Below are 18,932 nucleotides of genomic sequence, written 5' to 3' on the forward strand. Positions count from 1 at the left end.
ATCACTCATTATTCCTTAATTTCCTTCCCATTCAAGAAAGATACATAATCAAAATCATCAAGATATCTTTTTCCGGAAAAGGGTCTCAATTTGAATGTATCCCCTCCCTTGAATTTTTTCATTCCATTACCTATTCCAATATAATGCGCATCAGCCATCTCTGGATGTCTTTTATGCGTCAACACTACTTTATTTGTTGAATATGGTAGCTTCTGATATTCTTCAAGTTCTTGTGGAAAGAAATTATCATACGTTTCCATGATATAAAAAATATTTGAATAATCAACTCTCTTCACACGTTCAAACCATTTTTTTCTTGCTTCCTCAAAGCTCTCATAATGGTTAAATAAAATATCAATATCTGGATATACCTCGGATACTAACTTACCAGTTGGAAATCCATATTTGTTGCTATAATCTGTTTCAACTAGATTACACCCCAAGTAGTGTTTCAGATGTTGAATAAAAAACGGAAAATTTTTCACTGTCAAATTAATCGTCGGCGAATTAAACTTTAAACCAAGGTCATGATAAATAAATCCTGCACAACAATTATTCGAAATAATTGTTGGACTATAGTTTCTTAATCTTCTGCGTTGAACATTGCACCACCGTTCATGTAATCTTGCTTGCATACGACGATACGGTTTCAATACAATATCAGCACTCATAGCATCTCTCCTCCCTTTTTTTGGCAAAAAAGAAGTATTAATACAATCTACCGATTACCTTTGCCGAAACACTTGCAATCTTAACATTGTCTTCAATATCTTTTGTCACCACTGCATTGGCTCCAATCCTCACATTAGATCCCGTACGAACTGGTCCAATTACTTTTGCGCCTGCTCCAAAGCCAACATTATCACCAATAATCGGAGCTCCAAGTTTCCTTGTCTGACCAATAAAAACATCACCTATCAAATAGCAATTTTTCCCAATCCTAGCTTCAGTACTAACTACAATACTTCCATAATGGTGTATGCAAAGTCCTTCTTCAAAAGTATTTACTGGGATCGAAAATCCTAATTTTCAACCAATAGCATCTTTCTTTATCTCATAGTATTTGACAAGGAGTTTGTGTCCCCCCGTGCATTTGTGTGATATTCATATTTTCTCATGTAAAAAAGGAAATTCCAAATCTTTTTATAGTAATTATAAAATGTTATCCGATAAGCTGATGCCTTCTTCACCTTATTTGCAATTCTATCTTGCTCAATATAATACTTTAAATCTTACTTTGTTTTTATCATACCCTACCGTTCCTCTTATGCATTACAAATATAATGTATCAGTCAAAAAATCAAGATCAATTTGCTGCTTTAATTTGAGAACCTGTTTATGAATCAAATCATTCTTTTTCATTTTCGATTCAATATTGCTTCCAAGAGACATTCTAGTGTCAAAATAATTTTCATCCGGGTTTGCACTAAATCCATCATAACCTGCAATTGTAATCGTTCTGATGCCAATTGACATAAGCAAATTAATCAACATCAAGGTAGGATCATCAGAAATATCTGCATCATCACACAGATAAGAAGCATAGTTAACACGAATTCCTTCGCTAAAGTCCAGATTGGAAGTTGTTATGTACTCCTTTACCTTTTCCGTTGGCAAACTAGATACACGTTTTTCATTTGCTAAATATAAGTAGTCATAGTCATATTCTTGTGAAATTTTATTTACACCAAAAACGATTGGATTATTTGTTCTAATGTACGCTTTAATTTTATCTTGTTCTTTTACCAAAGATGATCCTGGTGCCAAAATAAGTATGGAACGTCCTGTGATTTTTTCCTTAAGTCTATTTACTGCTTCATGATCATCCACATATCTCTCTTGATATTTTGTATAATAGTTGCTCGCCTTTTCAATGGAAAAAGAATTACAATCTGTCTCAGAAATCATCGTCAAAATTTCATGCATCGAACGAACTGTAAGCGTATTCTTCTCTGCAAAATATGCTGCATAGTTAGGATGACAGTTGTGAATTGCAGAAAGATAAAACGGCAAAGAGTATCCCCAAAAGTTCTTCGCAAATATCGGCTTTAAGCATTCATCAAACACTTCTAAAATAGGTTCAATATTATATGTCTTTCCAAAGTTTTGATTTAAGTATTTTGCAAATAACTCTATGTTTAAGTTACCTGCACCACGTCCTATTCCAAAAACGCTTGCATCAATAATCAAATCATGATCCAAATTCTGCTCAACCATATATTTCGAATTGCTATAAGCCTGCTGCAAGTTATTATGTGAATGATATCCCAATTTAATGTCACTTTTCAGATTGTTATCAGTCAAGAACAGCAGTCTGCGAAAATCCTTTAATTCCATAACGCCAAAACTATCTACAATATAGAATGCTTCCGGTTCCAACTCATTAGTTTTTCTAATGAGTTGGACATATTCTTCATCGCTATAATTAAGCGCCCCCATTGGTTGCACATAAAAACGATGACCCTTTTTCTTTAGACTTTCAAAATACTCAAAAGCACCCTCAAGATCCTTTTTATGGAATGCAACTCGAATAATCGGACTGGCTTCCGAAACCATTTCAAGTAGGCTTTCTGGATACTCTCCATAGTTTACCATTACGGCATAATCCTGATGAGTACTCTTAGCCGGAGCATATGCCCTACTAACATCCTGAATATTAGTATATCTTGCTACATTTTTGTTCCCAGCATTTTTAGTACTCAGGTATCCACATTCAATAATTTCAACACCAGCCTGAACAACTTTTCGAGCTACCTCTTTAATGTTCTCTTCTCCAAATTCCCAGTTGTTTACATATCCGCCATCACGTAATGTACAATCGAGCAAATAAATTTTATTCATATGTTTTCTCCTTGAAACTAATCTTTTCCAAATAAAGTTGGCATAAACATCGTGATTATTTGAACAACTATGCATGACAATGCCAGACTCATCAATGCAATGAATATTGTAAGTGGAATACAATTATAATCAAAACCCAATCCACTCATAAATTTTCTAAATAGTTCAACAAACGGCTTATGCACTAAAAATATACCCATTGTGTTTTGCCCAATCCATATTAAGGCATTTTTTCTCTCTAAGGTACAATCAATACATATAGAAAGACTTAGTAATATAACCGTACCACCTAAAGCACCTAGTAGAAAAACACCCGCATTCCCGTATATTGCATTAGCCATCAAAACATATCCAACGGATGGATTGTTAAAATATATTCCTGTGCCTAGACAAACACAGCCCAATAATCCGAATATTAAAGCAGTTCCAAATTTTTGTAACCGAATTTTCTTTTTGAATATCACTTTTTTCAATATATGCCCGGCCATCATAAATGAAGCAGCTACAAATGCGATATCTATCCCCAGTGGATCGCCGAATTTCGTATGTGGCATAATAAAACCAATCACAAGAAACAAAATGGTTCCTACATATTCTAACGCTTCCTTCTGTTGCCAAGATGCTGCATATATCATAAGTTCAACTATTATGTCGGCCACAAATAGTGTTGGTAAAAACCAAAGCGACGTAAGGGAATCCGCACGAATTAAGGTTTCCCTTGTTCCATAGCAAATGTACAATAGGTTCTTAAAGGAAAACTGGCTATAAATACATCCCCACACAATGTACGGAATTAACAATCGGTAAAATCTACGTCTAATAAATCTTTTAATTTCCTCTATCGATTCCACACTATCTTTGCAAAATATCCCTGACAAAATGAAAAATGCCGGCATATGAAAAGCATATAACAACTCTTTAGTACTTGTGTTTGAATCGACTACATGTCCAAGTATTACACAAAAAATCGTCAGTGCTCTAGCAATATCCAAATATATAATTCTATCTTTATTCAATATTGATCGAGTAGAATTTTTATCCATAATTTTTATTTATTCTCAATTTTTGTAGTCGAAGCATCTTTTAGTTTTTCACGAATCTGTGTGGTTGAAATCCCCTTTGTGTAAGGAATATAAACAACATCACACCCCACACTCTTCAGTTCAGCCTCGATCTTATTCCATACTTCCGTTCCCTTCCAATCATCACCAATAAATGCCACATCAAAATGATACTTTTCCCACGCCTCCATTTTGCTGCGCGTTTCATTTTTTACAACTTCATCTACATATCTTATTGCTGCAACAATAGCTGCGCGATCCTCATAATTAATAACTGTCGGTCTATTTTTGCAGTGCATTACCCACTCATCCGAATGAATACCCACAATCAAATAATCACAGTATTCTTTTGCCTGCTTCACCAGATTTAAATGGCCAATATGAAACATATCAAATGTTCCCACTGTAAAACCTCTTTTATACTTCTTTGCCATAATTATTTTTCCCTTTCTTCACTTGACTTCATCGACTCTATAAGATGAATTATCATGTCATCAATATTATACTTCGGATACCATCCCAGATTTTGCAGTTTATTTGAATCTAACACATTCCGCATTATCTTGTTATACCCAAACTTAGTAGCATCCTCTGACAAATCAAACACAAGTTTAGACCCGCTTTCCGGATAAAGTTCTATAAATCTTTCTGCCAACTTGCGAATTGAGATTTCTGTGTTCATATTTGCAACATTATAAGCATTTCCCGGAACACCATTTATCAACAAAATCAGAAGTGCTCTCGCCACATCTTCCGTATCGCAATAATCCCGAACGGTTTCTCCTGTCGATTTAAGAATAATATCTTTATGATCCAAAATACTTTTGGCAAATTGAGCAAAGACTCTATTATCACGATAAGATACACTGTGTCCAAATGAAGCGGTTAATCTAGCTACTGTTGCAGGAACCCCATATTGCTTAGCGTATGCCGAAAACATACACTCACAAATACGTTTTCCTTCCGAATAGCTACTTCTAACATTCATCGGATCAATGTATCCGCCATCCTCTTCAGTAATATACTTTTTGTCTTGCCCAGTATTTCCATACACCTCTAATGATGACAAAAATACGATTCCTTTAACTTTTTGTTCACGCGCCATTTCTAATGCGGCACGTGCTCCGTCAATAGATGTTCCTATAGTTCTCATTGGATAATCAATATGCTGCTTGCTCCCACCAGTAATGGATGCTGTGTGAACAATATAATCAACCTTTTCACTGATGTTCAATGCAGTCACATCACAAAAGCATGAACACAAATCATTCCTATGCAACATACCTCCGTAAATTTTCTTGTATTTTTCTGCATTTCTGGCATGTCCTATAACACGAATGTTGGTGTCAAATTCGTCATTATATCTCAGCAATAACTTAACAATATTTTGACCAATCATGCCCGTCGACCCAGTAATTAAAAAAGTACTATTGCCAACAGTCTCAGCGATTTTACTGTCCTTTAAAATTTCCATTAAAGTTCTCCTTTCCTTATAATAGAATACCTGTTACAATAAAGAAAAGTGGCATATGGGAGCTATAAATCGCCGGTTTCACCATGCCACCATTCGGAACAAGAATCTCAAACAATACACAGAAAATTCCAATACCTTTAACTAAATCAATATAAGCAATTCTCTGTTTATATATCAATATTGCCCCTCCTCATAGAACATAATTCAACTGTTCAGTTTACCTATAATTAAATTAGCAACTGTTTCCGAAGCTGTACCAGGCTCTTTGAATCCAATTTTCTTGAAGAAACTGTTGCACCTTTCCAGATAATCATTCATATCAAATGTTTGAATATTATCTTCTAATTCTTCTTGCGATTCTGCTAATGCGCACGGTAGCTCTCTAAAATTAAATAACAATCCACGTTCTCGACTCGTATATTCATCAATATCTTTAGCCAGAAGAAACACTTTGTGTTTTGCAATCATCGAATCAAACATACATGCAGAATAATCGGTGATCAGAACATCTGAAACTGCCAAAAGCTCCTGCATATCTGGATAACCTGTAGCATTCTTTATATCGTCTGAGAAAGAAAACAAATTACTATATTTTGCAATATTAGGATGCATCCGAAGAAGAAATACATATTCTTCACCAAATTTTTTTCCAAGCTTCTTTCTGCAATTCTCATAGTCGAATTTGAACGGTGCAACTGGATCTTTCGGATCTACAGTATTTAATCTAAATGTTGGTGCATACAGAATTACTTTCTTATTTTGAGCAATTCCTAATGTCTTATAGACTTTATCCCTTACCTCTTTTGTAGGATTTATTAGAATATCGTTTCTAGGAAATCCACATTCCAAAACATCTCCTGAATACCAAAAATGATTATGATACCTATCCGTCCTATATTTTCCATTGGAAATCATCAAATTAGTGATTTTTCCATCGTGCTTTGCGGCTTTAACATAGTTGACCGGGAGAGAATCCTCAACCTCCTGCTCTGATTTTTTCAAACCAATGGAACCATGCCAAGTCTGAATATAGAATTGATTTTTCTTTTTGTGAACTTTTCTTGAATTCCTTACATTATCAACCCAAACTTTTGCCGTCGCCCATTCATAAGCTGCCTTTAATGTTCCATATTGAACTTTCCTAATTCCCTTAGGCATTTCAACGCTCATATCATTAACAACCCATACAATATCAATATTGGGGGACTCTGTAGTATTCAACAAAGCATTCGCTATATATTTGGGATTACAGCCATATCCTTTACCGCAAAAATTATCAAATACAACTTTATTATTTTTAACAGGAAAAACAGCCATAACGAAATTTTCAAATGGAACTACAATTTTATAATAAGCTGCATCATGTAACCGATTCAAATAACTTCTTTCCATTATATTTTCCTCTTTATTAAATCTTTTCCATATCCAACAATATATTGGAAAGCATCTGCCTTTGTAAAATATGCAAGGGCTAGGTATACACCTGCTCCCGTCATAACCTGTAAGATTAATGATAAAAGTATCGGCAATTCAACCAAGGAAACCACTTTAATTGCAAAGTACATAGCTAATGAGTAGACCGTTGCCGGTATAAGATCTTTAATTTGACGTTTCAATCCATAGCCAATCAAATTTTTATTTGGCTTCATATTTACGGCGGCTGCATAAATCGCATAAACAGGCATAGTCCATGCGATTGCTGTCACACTGATATTCATCGTTACAACTATCATTAATAGACCAACAGGCTTTTTTGCAAATTCCAATTTCAATACAATATCACTTCTGCCAATTGCTTTCATTGCCTGCAAATTAGCATTAGTTACAGAATTTATTGCACCTGAAATACACATAATCTGCATAAATGGCACTGCGGGAAGCCACTTATCTGTAAGCATAATTAAAACAAGTGGTTTTGAAATAGCTGCCAAACCAATCATAAGTGGAAAAATAACGAACGACGACACTCTCATAGCTCGGCTTACCATTTTTCCAACTCGTTCTTTATCATCAGAATAATTAGACATTGCGGGAAACAGTACCGTCGAAATTGTTCCATCAACATTCGTTGTAATTAAATCCGGGAATTTTTTTCCCTGATTGTAATATGCAAGATCCGATGATGTGTAAACTTTTCCAATTATAAATGATCTCAACTGCTGATAGACCGTACCCACCAAGTCAGCCGCCAATATTTTCCAACCATAACTCATCAGCTTTTTTGCTGCGCTAATTGAAAAAAGGCACTTTGGCTTCCATTCAACAGTGAATGAAAGAACAATTGTGTCCACAATAGAGTTTGTAAAATACTGACCAATCAATGCCCAAACTCCAAGCCCATAATATGCCATTGCAATTCCAACAAATCCAGACAATATCGTTCCAAATAAGGTAGAATAGAAAAATTTTTTATAAAGCATATGCCTGGACACATAAGCATGCTGAACAGAATTATATGCTGCAAGTGGCATTCTTAAACTAAACACCCTAATCACATTGCAAAGTATCGGAGTGTTGTAAAAATCAGCAATAAAAGGGGCTGAAACAAATAAAATAATATAGATTACAACCGCTACCAACAAACTACAATACAATATCGTAGAAAAATCAGTATCGTCCGCATCCTTTTTTTGAATTAACGCTGTGCTAAAGCCACTGACAACAAACACATCTGCAATCGTGATAAAAACATTAACCATTGCAACTGTTCCATAATCCTCTGGCATAAGAAGTCTTGCCAAAACTATGGAAACAACGAACGAAACTCCCTGTGCTAATATTCTTTCACTAAACTTCCAGAACAAACCTGAAAATACGCTTCTTTTATCATTCATCGGTTATACATCCATTCCCTTTACCTAAAATATAAGTCAACCCAAGTGCTACAAAGAAAAGAGAAAACAAAGAATTAAATGTACTTGACAAAAACAAATTAATGATGAACAATCCACCGAAAGCAATTTTTTCACAGACACTATTCAACGAATTTTTTATAAAAAGAATAATACCTCCCAAATATTCTATTCCAATAAAAATTCCGCCTAACGCAAATACTTTTAATAGTCCCGCTGTATTTCCTCTCAGCGTATTACCAGTCATAAACGATCTAATATAAGACTCATTATAGAATCCGCATCCAAATAATACGTTATTCTTCCATGCCGCAAATGTTGCGACTGTGTCGTCCAATCTTGCAACAATAGAACCGCCTTCAAATGTTGATTTAGAAGTCAGCAAATTAAATACTATTATAGAAATCACACAAATAAGAAACGGCCATATAAGAACCTTGTAATTAAACTTTGTATCTCCTTCATGCGTTTTTATAACAGAATCACTTATGTATTTCAGTCCAGCAATGATCATCATAAAAATAATCGCCTTAGCCGAAAAAGTTGTTATTGCCGTCACTGAAAGAGCTATTACATTAAATTTTGATGGTTTCTCTTTAACAAACAACTCCACAAAAAATGCCGGCCATAAGAAGCTTCCCCAAGATGGGCCTTCCAAAAAAATGCCTGTATTTCTTGCAAATGTTATCCCAAATACAGTTTGTGACTGTCCTATATAAGTAAGTCCAAAATACGATTTTATCGAATATGTTGCCATTTCACCTCGTGTTACAGCTATCATTTTATATGGCAATATATGAAATATTTCTCCTCCAAAATATAAAATACAAGAAATAATCGCAAGTACTAAAATAATTGTTTCGAACTCCATTACAAACTGCTTTAGACGGCCACAGTTTTTTAAACTACAACACAAAATAAGCATTATTATCAGTGGTAACAACATCCACATATAAAATATAGATGATGTATCTCGACTTATTATTGAATATAAAATATTATAAGATAGAACTAATGCAACTAGAGTAATATCTCTTTTTTTGATTTCTCCACTACCACCTATTACTATATTTGCAATGCCATATACTGCGACCAACAAATATATCATATAAGTAATCATATTCGCTGTTTTACTATTCTCAGGTACATATCGCCATACGGCCATAGTACTACTAATCACATATAAAAATATGATTGCGTATTCTAACAGCGATCTTATACGTACCACTTTAATCTTCACAGTTTTCCTTTCCGCCTTATACTCTTTGGCATTTGCAAATTTTTATATAAATTTTCAACTTATCTACCACTCCCAAAGTTTTCTGCTTAAAAACATCTTTTGCTATTTTCTTCAATCTTTGAAGTATTATCTTTGTATCTCCACTTTGCACCTTTTTAGTTGTGTTATTTAAAATTTTATATACATTAGATACATAAGTTTCTAGCGCATTAGCATATACAGCAGAATCTCTTTCCTTAAAGAAATTAATTCTCTCCCAAAGAGCTTCCTCAATATCAATTCCTGGTGCTCCTATTTGATTTCCTATAATGCTATCTCCACGTTGCCTGTAAAAGTACAGTTCATCCTCAGTTGTTCCAATTCTTCCAGCAGAAAAAATGATCTTGTATGTCGTATAAATATCTTCATGTAATTTTCTGTATGGATACCGAATATCTCCAATAACACTTCTTTTATACAGCTTGTTCCATGCAACATCATAATAAGCATCTGTGCTCCGATAGCACTCTACCGGCTGCAAGCATCTAACCATATGTTTAAGCTCTTTATTTTCTATTGGCCTTCCATCCATAAATTTCTGAAATCCACAAATTGCTATATCACAGTCATTTTCTTCAATTATTTTTAGAAGTTCTTCGATATAACGTTCATGAACAAAATCATCTGAGTCAACAAATGCAATATATTCTCCTCCAGCTATTTCAAGACCTGCATTTCTTGCATCAGAAAGGCCACCATTGATTTTATGTATTACTTTAATACGAGCATCTTTTGCTTTCCACTCTTCACATTTTTGTGGACAAATATCATCTGATCCATCATCTACTAAAATCAGCTCAAACTTCGAATAGGTCTGCTGCAATATGCTTCTAACACAGTCATCTAAATACTTTTCCACATGATATACTGGCACTATTATTGACACTAACGGTTGTTTCTTCATTTCCACTCTATCCCTACTTTTCCGCTTTACTAATTGCATATCTAAGTTTATTTTCTATACCCTTTATAGAATAGTTTTCTTCGTATGCAAGTCTATTTAAAGGAACAAACCGTGCTGGCCTGTTAGTGCTATATCGAATTATCGTACTAATAAAGTCCTCCGCCGTTTCGCAGACCTTATCGGAAAGCTCATCATAGCCAACAAGAGCTTCTTGTGTTCCTATCACTTCTTTTCCATGCATCAATGCCTCTGCGGTTTTTACCTTCATTCCCGATCCAGTCAAAATCGGTTCTACTACAACATCAGCTTTTTTATACGTTTCAGCTAAATCGTCAACAGTACCTAAGACTTTTACATTTTTATACTGCCCAACCCATCCATCTTTTAAGAGGTTTTCCATTTGAAATCCCGCGATATTAAATTGCACAGCATAGTCATTTAACTTCGACATCACGTTTTCACAAAACCATTTTGCAGCTTCCACATTAACAGACCAGTTGTATGCCCCTACAAATAGCAACTGTAGCTTTTCATTCTTTTCACTTTCAGCACTGTAATCATAAGGAACAAACTTGTCCTCTAATGCAATGGGGATAAACACATCCGTTTTCCGACCCCAATATTTTTGCAAAAGATCTGCATCTCTTCTATGTAAAACAATTGGAACGTCTGTTAATCTCGCATCCGTTCCCTCTGCCTTCTTTTCAGTATTCCAAATTGGAAGCATTTTCAAGTTAAACTCTGTCTTTTTCTTTCGCTCAATGACATCAGCAACAATATCGTGATACCATGTCATCGTTTTTACATTACATCTTCTTTTAACTTCGCTAACGAGCTTTCCAGTTTCTGAACTTCCAAACAAAACAATATCATACTGATTCTTATTAATAAGATTAACGATTTCATCAATATCTTTATTGCTTCTCTGTGTAATGTTACCTTCTAATAAATTTCTCAGCTTTTCCTTTCCGGATGAATAGCTTTTCATTCGCATTACAACATTGCAACCCCAATCAGATGTATCCAGCTCCGATAAGACAATGTCTAAATTTTCATAACCAATAAGATTTTTTAATGCTTTGGCTGTAGCCATACGGTATGTATGTCCACCATTAATCTCGCCGTTATAAAGAAGTATCAGATATAAAATTTTCATAACATACCTCGCATTCTCTTCTACTATCGCATGCATCTGCAAATCAATGAATACAGTGTTTTCGCCGATTTTTCCCAGCTATATTTATTCAATACCGCTTCTGGGTCCTCTACATGCTCCGCAAGAATCTTATCCAAATCTATATTCTCTAACTGATAAGGATCAATATAATGTGCTGACTTACTGTAAATTTCCGGCAGACATGAGGTATTCGATACAATAATTTGTGCATTCTCAGCCAAGGCTTCCATAGGAGGAATTCCGAAGCCTTCATAAATTGACGGCAAAATAAATGCTTTGCAATTGGCCATCAGACTTCTAATTTCTCCATCACTGATATAGCCAGTAAAAATAATATTCTTCGGAAACTGAGATTCATCAAATCCTTTGCTGTAACTATTTTCTCCAGAAACCACAAATACAGATTCTGGATTTTGTAATGCCGCAGAAACAATCCACTTCAGATTTTTATGCTCTACTCTGCTTCCCAAAGAAAAGTAAAATTTCTTTGTTTCAAGATTATACTTATTAATTATGGCATCATCATACGCTGTTTTCTCAATGTGCTGCCATGCATTTCCCACAACTGTTATTTTCTCTGGATTTACATGATATAAACATGCGATATCTTTTTTTGAAAACTCACTTACCGTAATAACTGCCACACTATTTTTAATAACAGCTCTCCGTTGAATTAGTTTCAATGGCTTCTTCACCAGTTTTCCAAACACACCACTATATGCCGTGGAAACCAGTTCAGGAATACAGTCATGCACACATGTAATTCCCTTCACCCCAAACGGAAAGGCTTGCGTCAAATCGACTAAAAGAGCATCTTGTTTCTTAACATATTGTGGAAGAGCTGTATTTTTCCACTTCAAAATCGGTTGCTGTCCAATTTTTACAATTTTGATATTTTTAAACTTTGGCAAACTCTCAACATATTCTGGTGTAAGCAGTTCAACCTTTAAATCCTTCACCATTAAATCCAATTCCGCAAGAATTTCTGTTGCAAAGCGACTCACCCCTGCAAATGTATTAAATGCAAGGTAGTCACCATTGATTACTACTTTTTGCATATTCCTCTTTCCTTACTATTCTGCTATAAAAATTATTCTTATCTTCCGTAACATCTTTATATAGCTTGTATGTCAACTTATGAACATTGCACAATTCTGTAATATGCTTGTATTTATTCTCATCAAACGGTAAATCCAAATTATTAAGCATCAAATGACAATAATCACTATTAGCATACGGCATCTTTTATTGACTTTCCTTGTCATTTTCTAACCCTTGTTTCCAATAAACCCATACTGGATTATTTACTTCAAAATTTCCAAATCCTATACCGACTGGATCACACTCCGCATATACCAGGTATTTCTTTTTCAATTTTGCATAGATTTTCGATAATAAAGTACCTTTCGATTCTCGTAATCGCCGATGAAATAAGCTGAATGTCTTCTATATTTTTCTAGTGATTTTGTACTTCTGTGTTACTTAGGCTCTGCCCCCCCCAAGAATATTGGCTACTATTCTGTGGTAAAGATTGTCTTTATTTGTATAAGCCTCGTCCTTTAATTTATAAGATAATTTATGGATACTAGATAAACTCAATATGTGATTCATTAGGTTTTCATCATATTTTTCATTTATATGTTCTAGCATCAAATGAGTATAATCACTATTAGCATATGGCATTTTAGAAAACGTTTCCGGATGTTGTTCAAGTATCATTGTTAAAATTATATAGGGCAACAAATACTCAACCACATAGCTTTGATTTTCCCAATACTTAAATGCCACATTTCTGGTTTTCCGTATTACCTCATTATGGGGAGTACTATGTAAAAGCCAAACACTCATCAATGCAGGATTTCTTATCAATCCAAAAGAATCCTGAAAAGCAAATAAGTCACTCTTAGTAATGTACTCCGGCAATTTGTTTGTTAAGTACACTGTAGAATCAATCCATGTTCCACCATAATGCTCCAATAACGAAAATCTCAGCAAATCTGAAAATGCCGCGGTTGACATTGTACCTTTTGCTAGCCTTTCCATAATATACGGCGGAAATTTCACATACTGCTCGGCGTTATCATCTGTAATAACAATAACTTCAGTATCAGCATTCTTCTTTATTGAATTGATACAGCTTTTAACAATAGCCGGAGCCTGATCTAATCCTTGCTTCCAATACACCCATATAGGATTATCAACTTCTATTGTTCCAAATTCTAATCCCTCTGGATCTATTGATGCAGATTTTAGATATTTCTTTTTCAGTTTCTTCTCAACTTTGCTATAATAGAGTATTTTCTTATTTTCATAGTCATTTACAACGTGGAACGGAAATGCAGTGAAAGCACCTCTTTGAATACCATATTTCCACCCATAGCGTTTTAGGTAATCGCTAACACCAATATTCTGAAATGCTCCCATTACTCTTCCTCCATCTTATTTTCTGTACTTAATTGCTAATCCAAGAATTTTTCTATCATCGACTAAATAACGCTTTGCCATGCGCTTTGGATCTTGCGTAATCCTAAATAGCCACTCCAACCCATGATTTGCCATCCAGCGTGGAGCCCTCTTAATATTTCCAGCTTCAAAATCGAAACTAGCCCCCAGCCCAAAGGAAATTGGAACTCCAAGCTCTGCACAATGGTGGTACATAAACTTTTCTTGTTTGGGGCATCCAAAGCCAACAATCAAAATGTGCGGAGCTGCCTCTTTTATCATAGATTTAATCTTATCCATTTCCACAGGGTCTTTTTCAAAACCGAACGGTGGAGAGTATGTATCCACGACCTGTAATCCCTTAAATCTATTCATAAGATTTTCAGCAGCTTTTGCTGCCACGCCTTCCGCTGCGCCCAGAAAGAACATCTTATATCCTTTTTCAGCGGCCATCTTGCACAGAAGTGGGAATAAATCAGATCCAGATATTTTCTCCTTAATCGGTGTGCCATACCAGCTGGCTATCCACAGCAGGGGTTTGCCATCTGTCAAAATTAAAGATGCATTCTTGTATACAGCCTGCAGTTCTTTATTTGTTTCGAGCTGCACAATATGATCCACATTAGGTGTCACCACATATGCACTTTTATTTTCCTGAATCAACTGATCAATGGCCTGCAATGTTTCCTGCATTGTCAGGTTATCAATCTCCGTATTCATAAATTTCATTCTTGCCATTTATTCATCCTCACCACCGACTGATTTAACACCGAACCTTAATCAACTCTGCATCACCAACAACCAAGCATCTGCCCAGTCCTGCCGGCAAGAACAGTGTTTCACCTTTGCTGAACCGCATCGGCTTCTGCTCTGCATCCATCGTCTGCACTTCACCATATCCGTTCAGGCACATCAGCACCTGAAAAGAGGCATCCATGACAGAAAATGCAAAGCCCTTTGTGACCTGAATTCGCTCTGTTTCAAAGTATTTGCAGCGGCAAAGTAGTTCACGAGAGCAGCCAAAATAGTATTTCACCATTCTCGGTTTCTGACTCACATCCGGTGCAACCTTCATGTTCATAACCTGCACAGCTTTATCAAAATGCAGTTCCCGTTTTTTACCGTTCTTGTCCACGCGATTATAGTCGTAGACACGGTAGGTTACATTGGAGCTTTCCTGAATTTCTGCTACCAAAATACCCTTGCCAATACCGTGCACAGTCCCCGCCGGAACAAAGTAGGTATCGCCCTTGTGAACTGGAACTTTTTGCAAGTGCTTATCCAGTGTTCCTGTTTCAACTGCCTTTCGGAGAATTTTCTCCGTCACCTCATGCCGGAAACCATAAATAAGATTGGCTCCTTCGTCAGCATCAATGACATACCACATTTCGGTCTTGCCATTGTCCCCTTCGTGCTCTCTCGCATATTCATCGCTCGGATGAACTTGTACGGAGAGATCTTTCTTGGCGTCGATAAACTTGACTAAAACCGGAAGTTCACCGTTTTCTACTTTTGTACCAAGGTATTCCGGATGACCTTTCAGCACTTCAGCCAGTGTTTTCCCTTTATATGTACCATTCATCACATAACTTGGGCCGTCCGGATGAACCGAACATTCCCAAGTTTCTGCTAATGGTGTTAAATCTATTTTCTTTCCGTATTCTTCCCGAAGTCGAGTACCACCCCACAAATAATCCTTACCCGTCGGAATCAATTTCATGATTTCCATTACTCTGTCTCCCACTGTTTTTTATTCCATCGGAAATTTAATCTTATCTGTGACGCTAATTTCTTCTCCAAGCTGAACTTCAATCATATCAAGTGCAGTAATAGCCTCAACAGTATGCTTGCAGCCCGCCGCAATGGTAATCACATCACCAGTGCGGAGTACCTGCTCCATACCGTCAACGATTGCCTTACCTTTACCAGAAACGACCGTCCATACTTCCTCACGGTAGTTGTGCATGTGATATGCCATGTGTTCGCCGGCTCTCATGGAAATCTTGACAGTCATAGAACCCGGTTGCACATCAATGACCGTATAAGTACCCCAAGACTTCTCGGCATACATTGCCTCCGTCTCGATTTTTTCCACATAAGGCTTCATGTAACCGCTGCGTTCTTTATCAGCGATCAGAATGCCGTCACCACTGGCTGCAACAATCATGTCCTTACAACCCATACAAAGAATCGGAATGTTCAGTTCATTTACCACATTGGTATTCTCACAGGTTTCATCCAGAATGGCCTTGCCTTTGGTCTTATCCGCCATAACCTCTGCCATCATATTCCAAGTGCCAACATCCTTCCAGTCACCGCTGTAACGCAGAACCTGGATACTGGACTCTTTCTCGACCACAGCATAGTCAAAGCTGATCTTGGTCAGGGTATCGTACTTATTAAACAGATCGCGATAATCCTCAAAGTCGATCATGCTATGTGCTTTGTCCAGTAGATACCCCAGCTTAAATGCAAAGATACCTGCATTCCACAGTGCACTCTGAGCCAGATACTTCTTAGCGGTTTCCACATCTGGCTTTTCCTTGAATTCCTTTACCTTGCTGACATTTTCGCCGTTTTTCGGGATGATATAGCCATACTTCTCGCTGGGATAAGTCGGTTCAATACCCATCAAAGTCAGGTTTGCTCCACCCTGCTCTGCCAACTCTTGCAGGGTCTTTACAGCTTCGTAATAGGTACTATCCACATACGGGTCAACCGGGCAGACAACAACTGCTTCATTCTCATCAACACCCAGTTCATCATGGAGATAAGCCGCGGCAAGTGCGATGGCCGGGAATGTATCGCGGCGACAAGGCTCTACACAAATAGAAGCCTTCTCACCCAGCTGGTTCTTGATGGCACTTGCTTGTGATTTACTCGTTGCAATGGTGATCTTTGCGTCAGCATCTACCGTAGTGATCTGACGGTAAACACGCTGAACCATAGATTCATACTCATCATTATTCTTGAACAGTTTGATAAACTGCTTGCTACGTACATCGTTGGAAAGGGGCCAGAGACGCTTACCAGAACCACCAGAAAGTAAAATAATATTCATAATTTTTTCTCCTCTCTTATTTCAGCCCAAGTTTCGTCTGAATTGTATTCTGAATCTCTTCCAGTTTCTTTTCAGCTACATCTTTATCTGCACCCTTGATACTGTAGTAAATCTTGATCTTCGGCTCTGTACCGGACGGACGCACTGCAATCCAGGAACCATCTTCCAAGACATATCTCAACACATTAGATGTCGGCAACATTCCGAAACCTTCTTCTGCATCTACAGGCTTACTGTAATCTGTCACAGACAGAGTGCCTGCAAACGGAGAACCGACCTCTCGCAGTTCCGTCATCATGGAAGAAATCTTTTCCAGACCGTCCTTGCCCTTTAAGGTGAAACTATCCAGTGCATCACGATAGTAACCATACTCCGCATAGATTTCATTCATCTCATCCAGCAGAGTCTTACCATTTGCTTTTGCTTCTGCTGCCATTTCACAAATCAGCAGAGAGCTTACAACGGCATCTTTATCACGAGCATGTGTTCCGGCAAGATAACCATAGGATTCTTCATAACCAAAGAGAAAATCGTAATCCTGTTCTTTCTTACCGTTCTTCTTTGCCTGCTCAAACTGAGTAATCTTCTCACCAATAAATTTGAATCCAGTCAACGTAGAGAAAACTTTGATTCCATGCTTCCGAGCAATATCTGCACCAAGCTCGGAAGTAACGACTGTTTTAACTACCGCCGGATGAGCATACTGTGCCATATCTGTATGACTCAATACGAAATTCATGAGAAGAGCGCCAACCTGATTACCAGTCATCAGCTGGTATTCGCCCTCAGCTTTCTTCACGGCAATACCTACACGATCACTATCAGGATCAGTTCCCAGTACAATGTCTGCATTGGTACGCTTTGCCTGAGCAATACCCATTTCCAGTGCACGACGGTCTTCCGGGTTCGGAGAAACTACGGTCGGGAAGCTGCCATCCGGCACGACCTGCTCTGCCACTGCATCCAGCTGTGTGAAATCGTCCAAACGAAGTGCTTTCTGAACTGGAACATTGCCAGTACCATGCAACGGAGTGTATACAATTTTCAAATCATTTTTAGCTACAGTATTTTTATAACGGCTCTGCTTCATAACTGCCATTACAAAGTTATCTGTGACATCTGCCATGAAAACCAGAGAATCATCGGATTTGAAGTTGATCGTATGGTAATCCGTAATAGCGTCCACATAGCTTATAACTTGTTTTGCCTGCCAAGGAACCAGCTGGCATCCAAACTCGTCATACACTTTATAACCGTTATATTCCTTCGGATTGTGGCTGGCTGTCACTACAACACCTGCCAGTGCATTCCAGAACTTCACAGAAAAACTCAGCTGAGGCGTAGGACGTGCGTGGGCATGGAGATAAACACGAATTCCCATTCCACTCAGGACATTTGCTGCCGTTCTGGAAAAGAACTCGCTGTTATTTCGAGTATCATAACCGATTACCACACCACGATTCTTACACGCCTCAGCACCGTAAGTATCTAAAAGATATTTTCCAAGACCAGCAGTTGCTTTGCCAACCGTATACTTGTTCATACGATTCGTACCTGCACCCATCACACCACGCAGACCGCCAGTACCAAATTCCAGATCGCGATAAAATCTATCTTCAATTTCCTTTTCGTCCGTAAGGGACTTCAGTTCTCTACGAGTAGCTTCATCGAAAAATTCATCTTTCAACCACTGCTCGTATCTTTCTCTGTAGCTCATAATCTTACTCCTCCGGCCCTCATCGGCCATATCCTCTAATTTTCTATGTACACATCCATATGGATGGTGTTTCTCTCTAATTCCTCATGTGTCCACCACACACTCGGCTAAGTGTTTTCTTATG

The 18,932-nt window shown here is 37.2% G+C and carries 19 protein-coding genes; all 19 read right to left on the minus strand.

Annotated features, from left to right (window positions below; translation table 11 throughout):
- Positions 1 to 8 precede the first annotated feature (8 nt).
- A complete protein-coding gene (locus LI126_RS10580; protein ID WP_227165338.1) occupies positions 9 to 671 on the minus strand; it encodes a DUF1919 domain-containing protein in 663 nt (220 codons plus the stop codon).
- Positions 672 to 708: 37 nt separating this feature from the next.
- Positions 709 to 921 carry a DapH/DapD/GlmU-related protein gene (locus LI126_RS10585; RefSeq protein WP_227165339.1) on the minus strand — a complete coding sequence of 71 codons (213 nt, stop codon included), beginning with the start codon at positions 919 to 921 and terminating at the stop codon, positions 709 to 711.
- A gap of 351 nt (positions 922 to 1,272) precedes the next feature.
- Positions 1,273 to 2,841 (minus strand): aldolase catalytic domain-containing protein, encoded by a 1,569-nt coding sequence (locus tag LI126_RS10590; protein ID WP_227165340.1) that lies wholly within the window; start codon positions 2,839 to 2,841, stop codon positions 1,273 to 1,275.
- Positions 2,842 to 2,858: 17 nt separating this feature from the next.
- Positions 2,859 to 3,884 (minus strand): acyltransferase family protein, encoded by a 1,026-nt coding sequence (locus tag LI126_RS10595; RefSeq protein ID WP_227165341.1) that lies wholly within the window; start codon positions 3,882 to 3,884, stop codon positions 2,859 to 2,861.
- A gap of 5 nt (positions 3,885 to 3,889) precedes the next feature.
- Positions 3,890 to 4,336 (minus strand): adenylyltransferase/cytidyltransferase family protein, encoded by a 447-nt coding sequence (locus tag LI126_RS10600; protein ID WP_227165342.1) that lies wholly within the window; start codon positions 4,334 to 4,336, stop codon positions 3,890 to 3,892.
- Positions 4,337 to 4,338: 2 nt separating this feature from the next.
- Positions 4,339 to 5,376: an NAD-dependent epimerase/dehydratase family protein gene (locus tag LI126_RS10605; RefSeq protein WP_227165343.1), complete on the minus strand. Its 1,038-nt coding sequence runs from the start codon at positions 5,374 to 5,376 to the stop codon at positions 4,339 to 4,341.
- A 16-nt stretch (positions 5,377 to 5,392) separates the two neighbouring features.
- Complete coding sequence (locus tag LI126_RS10610; RefSeq protein WP_227165344.1) at positions 5,393 to 5,554, minus strand: hypothetical protein; 162 nt, start codon at positions 5,552 to 5,554, stop codon at positions 5,393 to 5,395.
- Positions 5,555 to 5,580: 26 nt separating this feature from the next.
- A complete protein-coding gene (locus LI126_RS10615; RefSeq protein WP_227165345.1) occupies positions 5,581 to 6,768 on the minus strand; it encodes a CDP-glycerol glycerophosphotransferase family protein in 1,188 nt (395 codons plus the stop codon).
- Complete coding sequence (locus tag LI126_RS10620; protein ID WP_227165346.1) at positions 6,768 to 8,210, minus strand: lipopolysaccharide biosynthesis protein; 1,443 nt, start codon at positions 8,208 to 8,210, stop codon at positions 6,768 to 6,770. Before LI126_RS10620 ends, LI126_RS10615 begins: the two co-directional genes overlap by 1 nt.
- Positions 8,203 to 9,468: a hypothetical protein gene (locus LI126_RS10625; protein ID WP_227165347.1), complete on the minus strand. Its 1,266-nt coding sequence runs from the start codon at positions 9,466 to 9,468 to the stop codon at positions 8,203 to 8,205. Before LI126_RS10625 ends, LI126_RS10620 begins: the two co-directional genes overlap by 8 nt.
- Positions 9,469 to 9,484: 16 nt before the next feature.
- Complete coding sequence (locus tag LI126_RS10630) at positions 9,485 to 10,411, minus strand: glycosyltransferase family 2 protein (protein ID WP_227165348.1); 927 nt, start codon at positions 10,409 to 10,411, stop codon at positions 9,485 to 9,487.
- A gap of 13 nt (positions 10,412 to 10,424) precedes the next feature.
- Positions 10,425 to 11,567, minus strand: a complete 1,143-nt coding sequence (locus LI126_RS10635; RefSeq protein WP_227165349.1) for a glycosyltransferase — start codon at positions 11,565 to 11,567, stop codon at positions 10,425 to 10,427.
- Positions 11,568 to 11,590: 23 nt separating this feature from the next.
- Positions 11,591 to 12,646, minus strand: a complete 1,056-nt coding sequence (locus tag LI126_RS10640; RefSeq protein ID WP_227165350.1) for a glycosyltransferase family 4 protein — start codon at positions 12,644 to 12,646, stop codon at positions 11,591 to 11,593.
- Entirely contained in the window at positions 12,621 to 12,830 is a 210-nt protein-coding gene (locus tag LI126_RS16320) for a capsular polysaccharide synthesis protein (protein WP_227165351.1), read from the minus strand. The genes LI126_RS10640 and LI126_RS16320 overlap by 26 nt, the downstream gene beginning before the upstream one ends.
- Before the next feature lie 240 nt (positions 12,831 to 13,070).
- A complete protein-coding gene (locus tag LI126_RS10650) occupies positions 13,071 to 14,012 on the minus strand; it encodes a capsular polysaccharide synthesis protein (RefSeq protein WP_227165352.1) in 942 nt (313 codons plus the stop codon).
- Positions 14,013 to 14,027: 15 nt separating this feature from the next.
- Complete coding sequence (locus tag LI126_RS10655) at positions 14,028 to 14,768, minus strand: WecB/TagA/CpsF family glycosyltransferase (protein ID WP_227165353.1); 741 nt, start codon at positions 14,766 to 14,768, stop codon at positions 14,028 to 14,030.
- A gap of 25 nt (positions 14,769 to 14,793) precedes the next feature.
- Positions 14,794 to 15,759: a type I phosphomannose isomerase catalytic subunit gene (locus LI126_RS10660; protein ID WP_227165354.1), complete on the minus strand. Its 966-nt coding sequence runs from the start codon at positions 15,757 to 15,759 to the stop codon at positions 14,794 to 14,796.
- Between the two features lie 21 nt (positions 15,760 to 15,780).
- The gene (locus LI126_RS10665) at positions 15,781 to 17,091 is read right to left on the minus strand and encodes a sugar phosphate nucleotidyltransferase (RefSeq protein ID WP_227165355.1); all 1,311 of its coding nucleotides are present in this window, start codon (positions 17,089 to 17,091) and stop codon (positions 15,781 to 15,783) included.
- A 16-nt stretch (positions 17,092 to 17,107) separates the two neighbouring features.
- A complete protein-coding gene (locus tag LI126_RS10670) occupies positions 17,108 to 18,808 on the minus strand; it encodes a phospho-sugar mutase (protein ID WP_227165356.1) in 1,701 nt (566 codons plus the stop codon).
- Between the last annotated feature and the right edge of the window lie 124 nt (positions 18,809 to 18,932).

This window comes from Mediterraneibacter sp. 210702-DFI.5.30 (genome assembly GCF_020560115.1).
Lineage (GTDB): Bacteria > Bacillota > Clostridia > Lachnospirales > Lachnospiraceae > Mediterraneibacter > Mediterraneibacter faecis.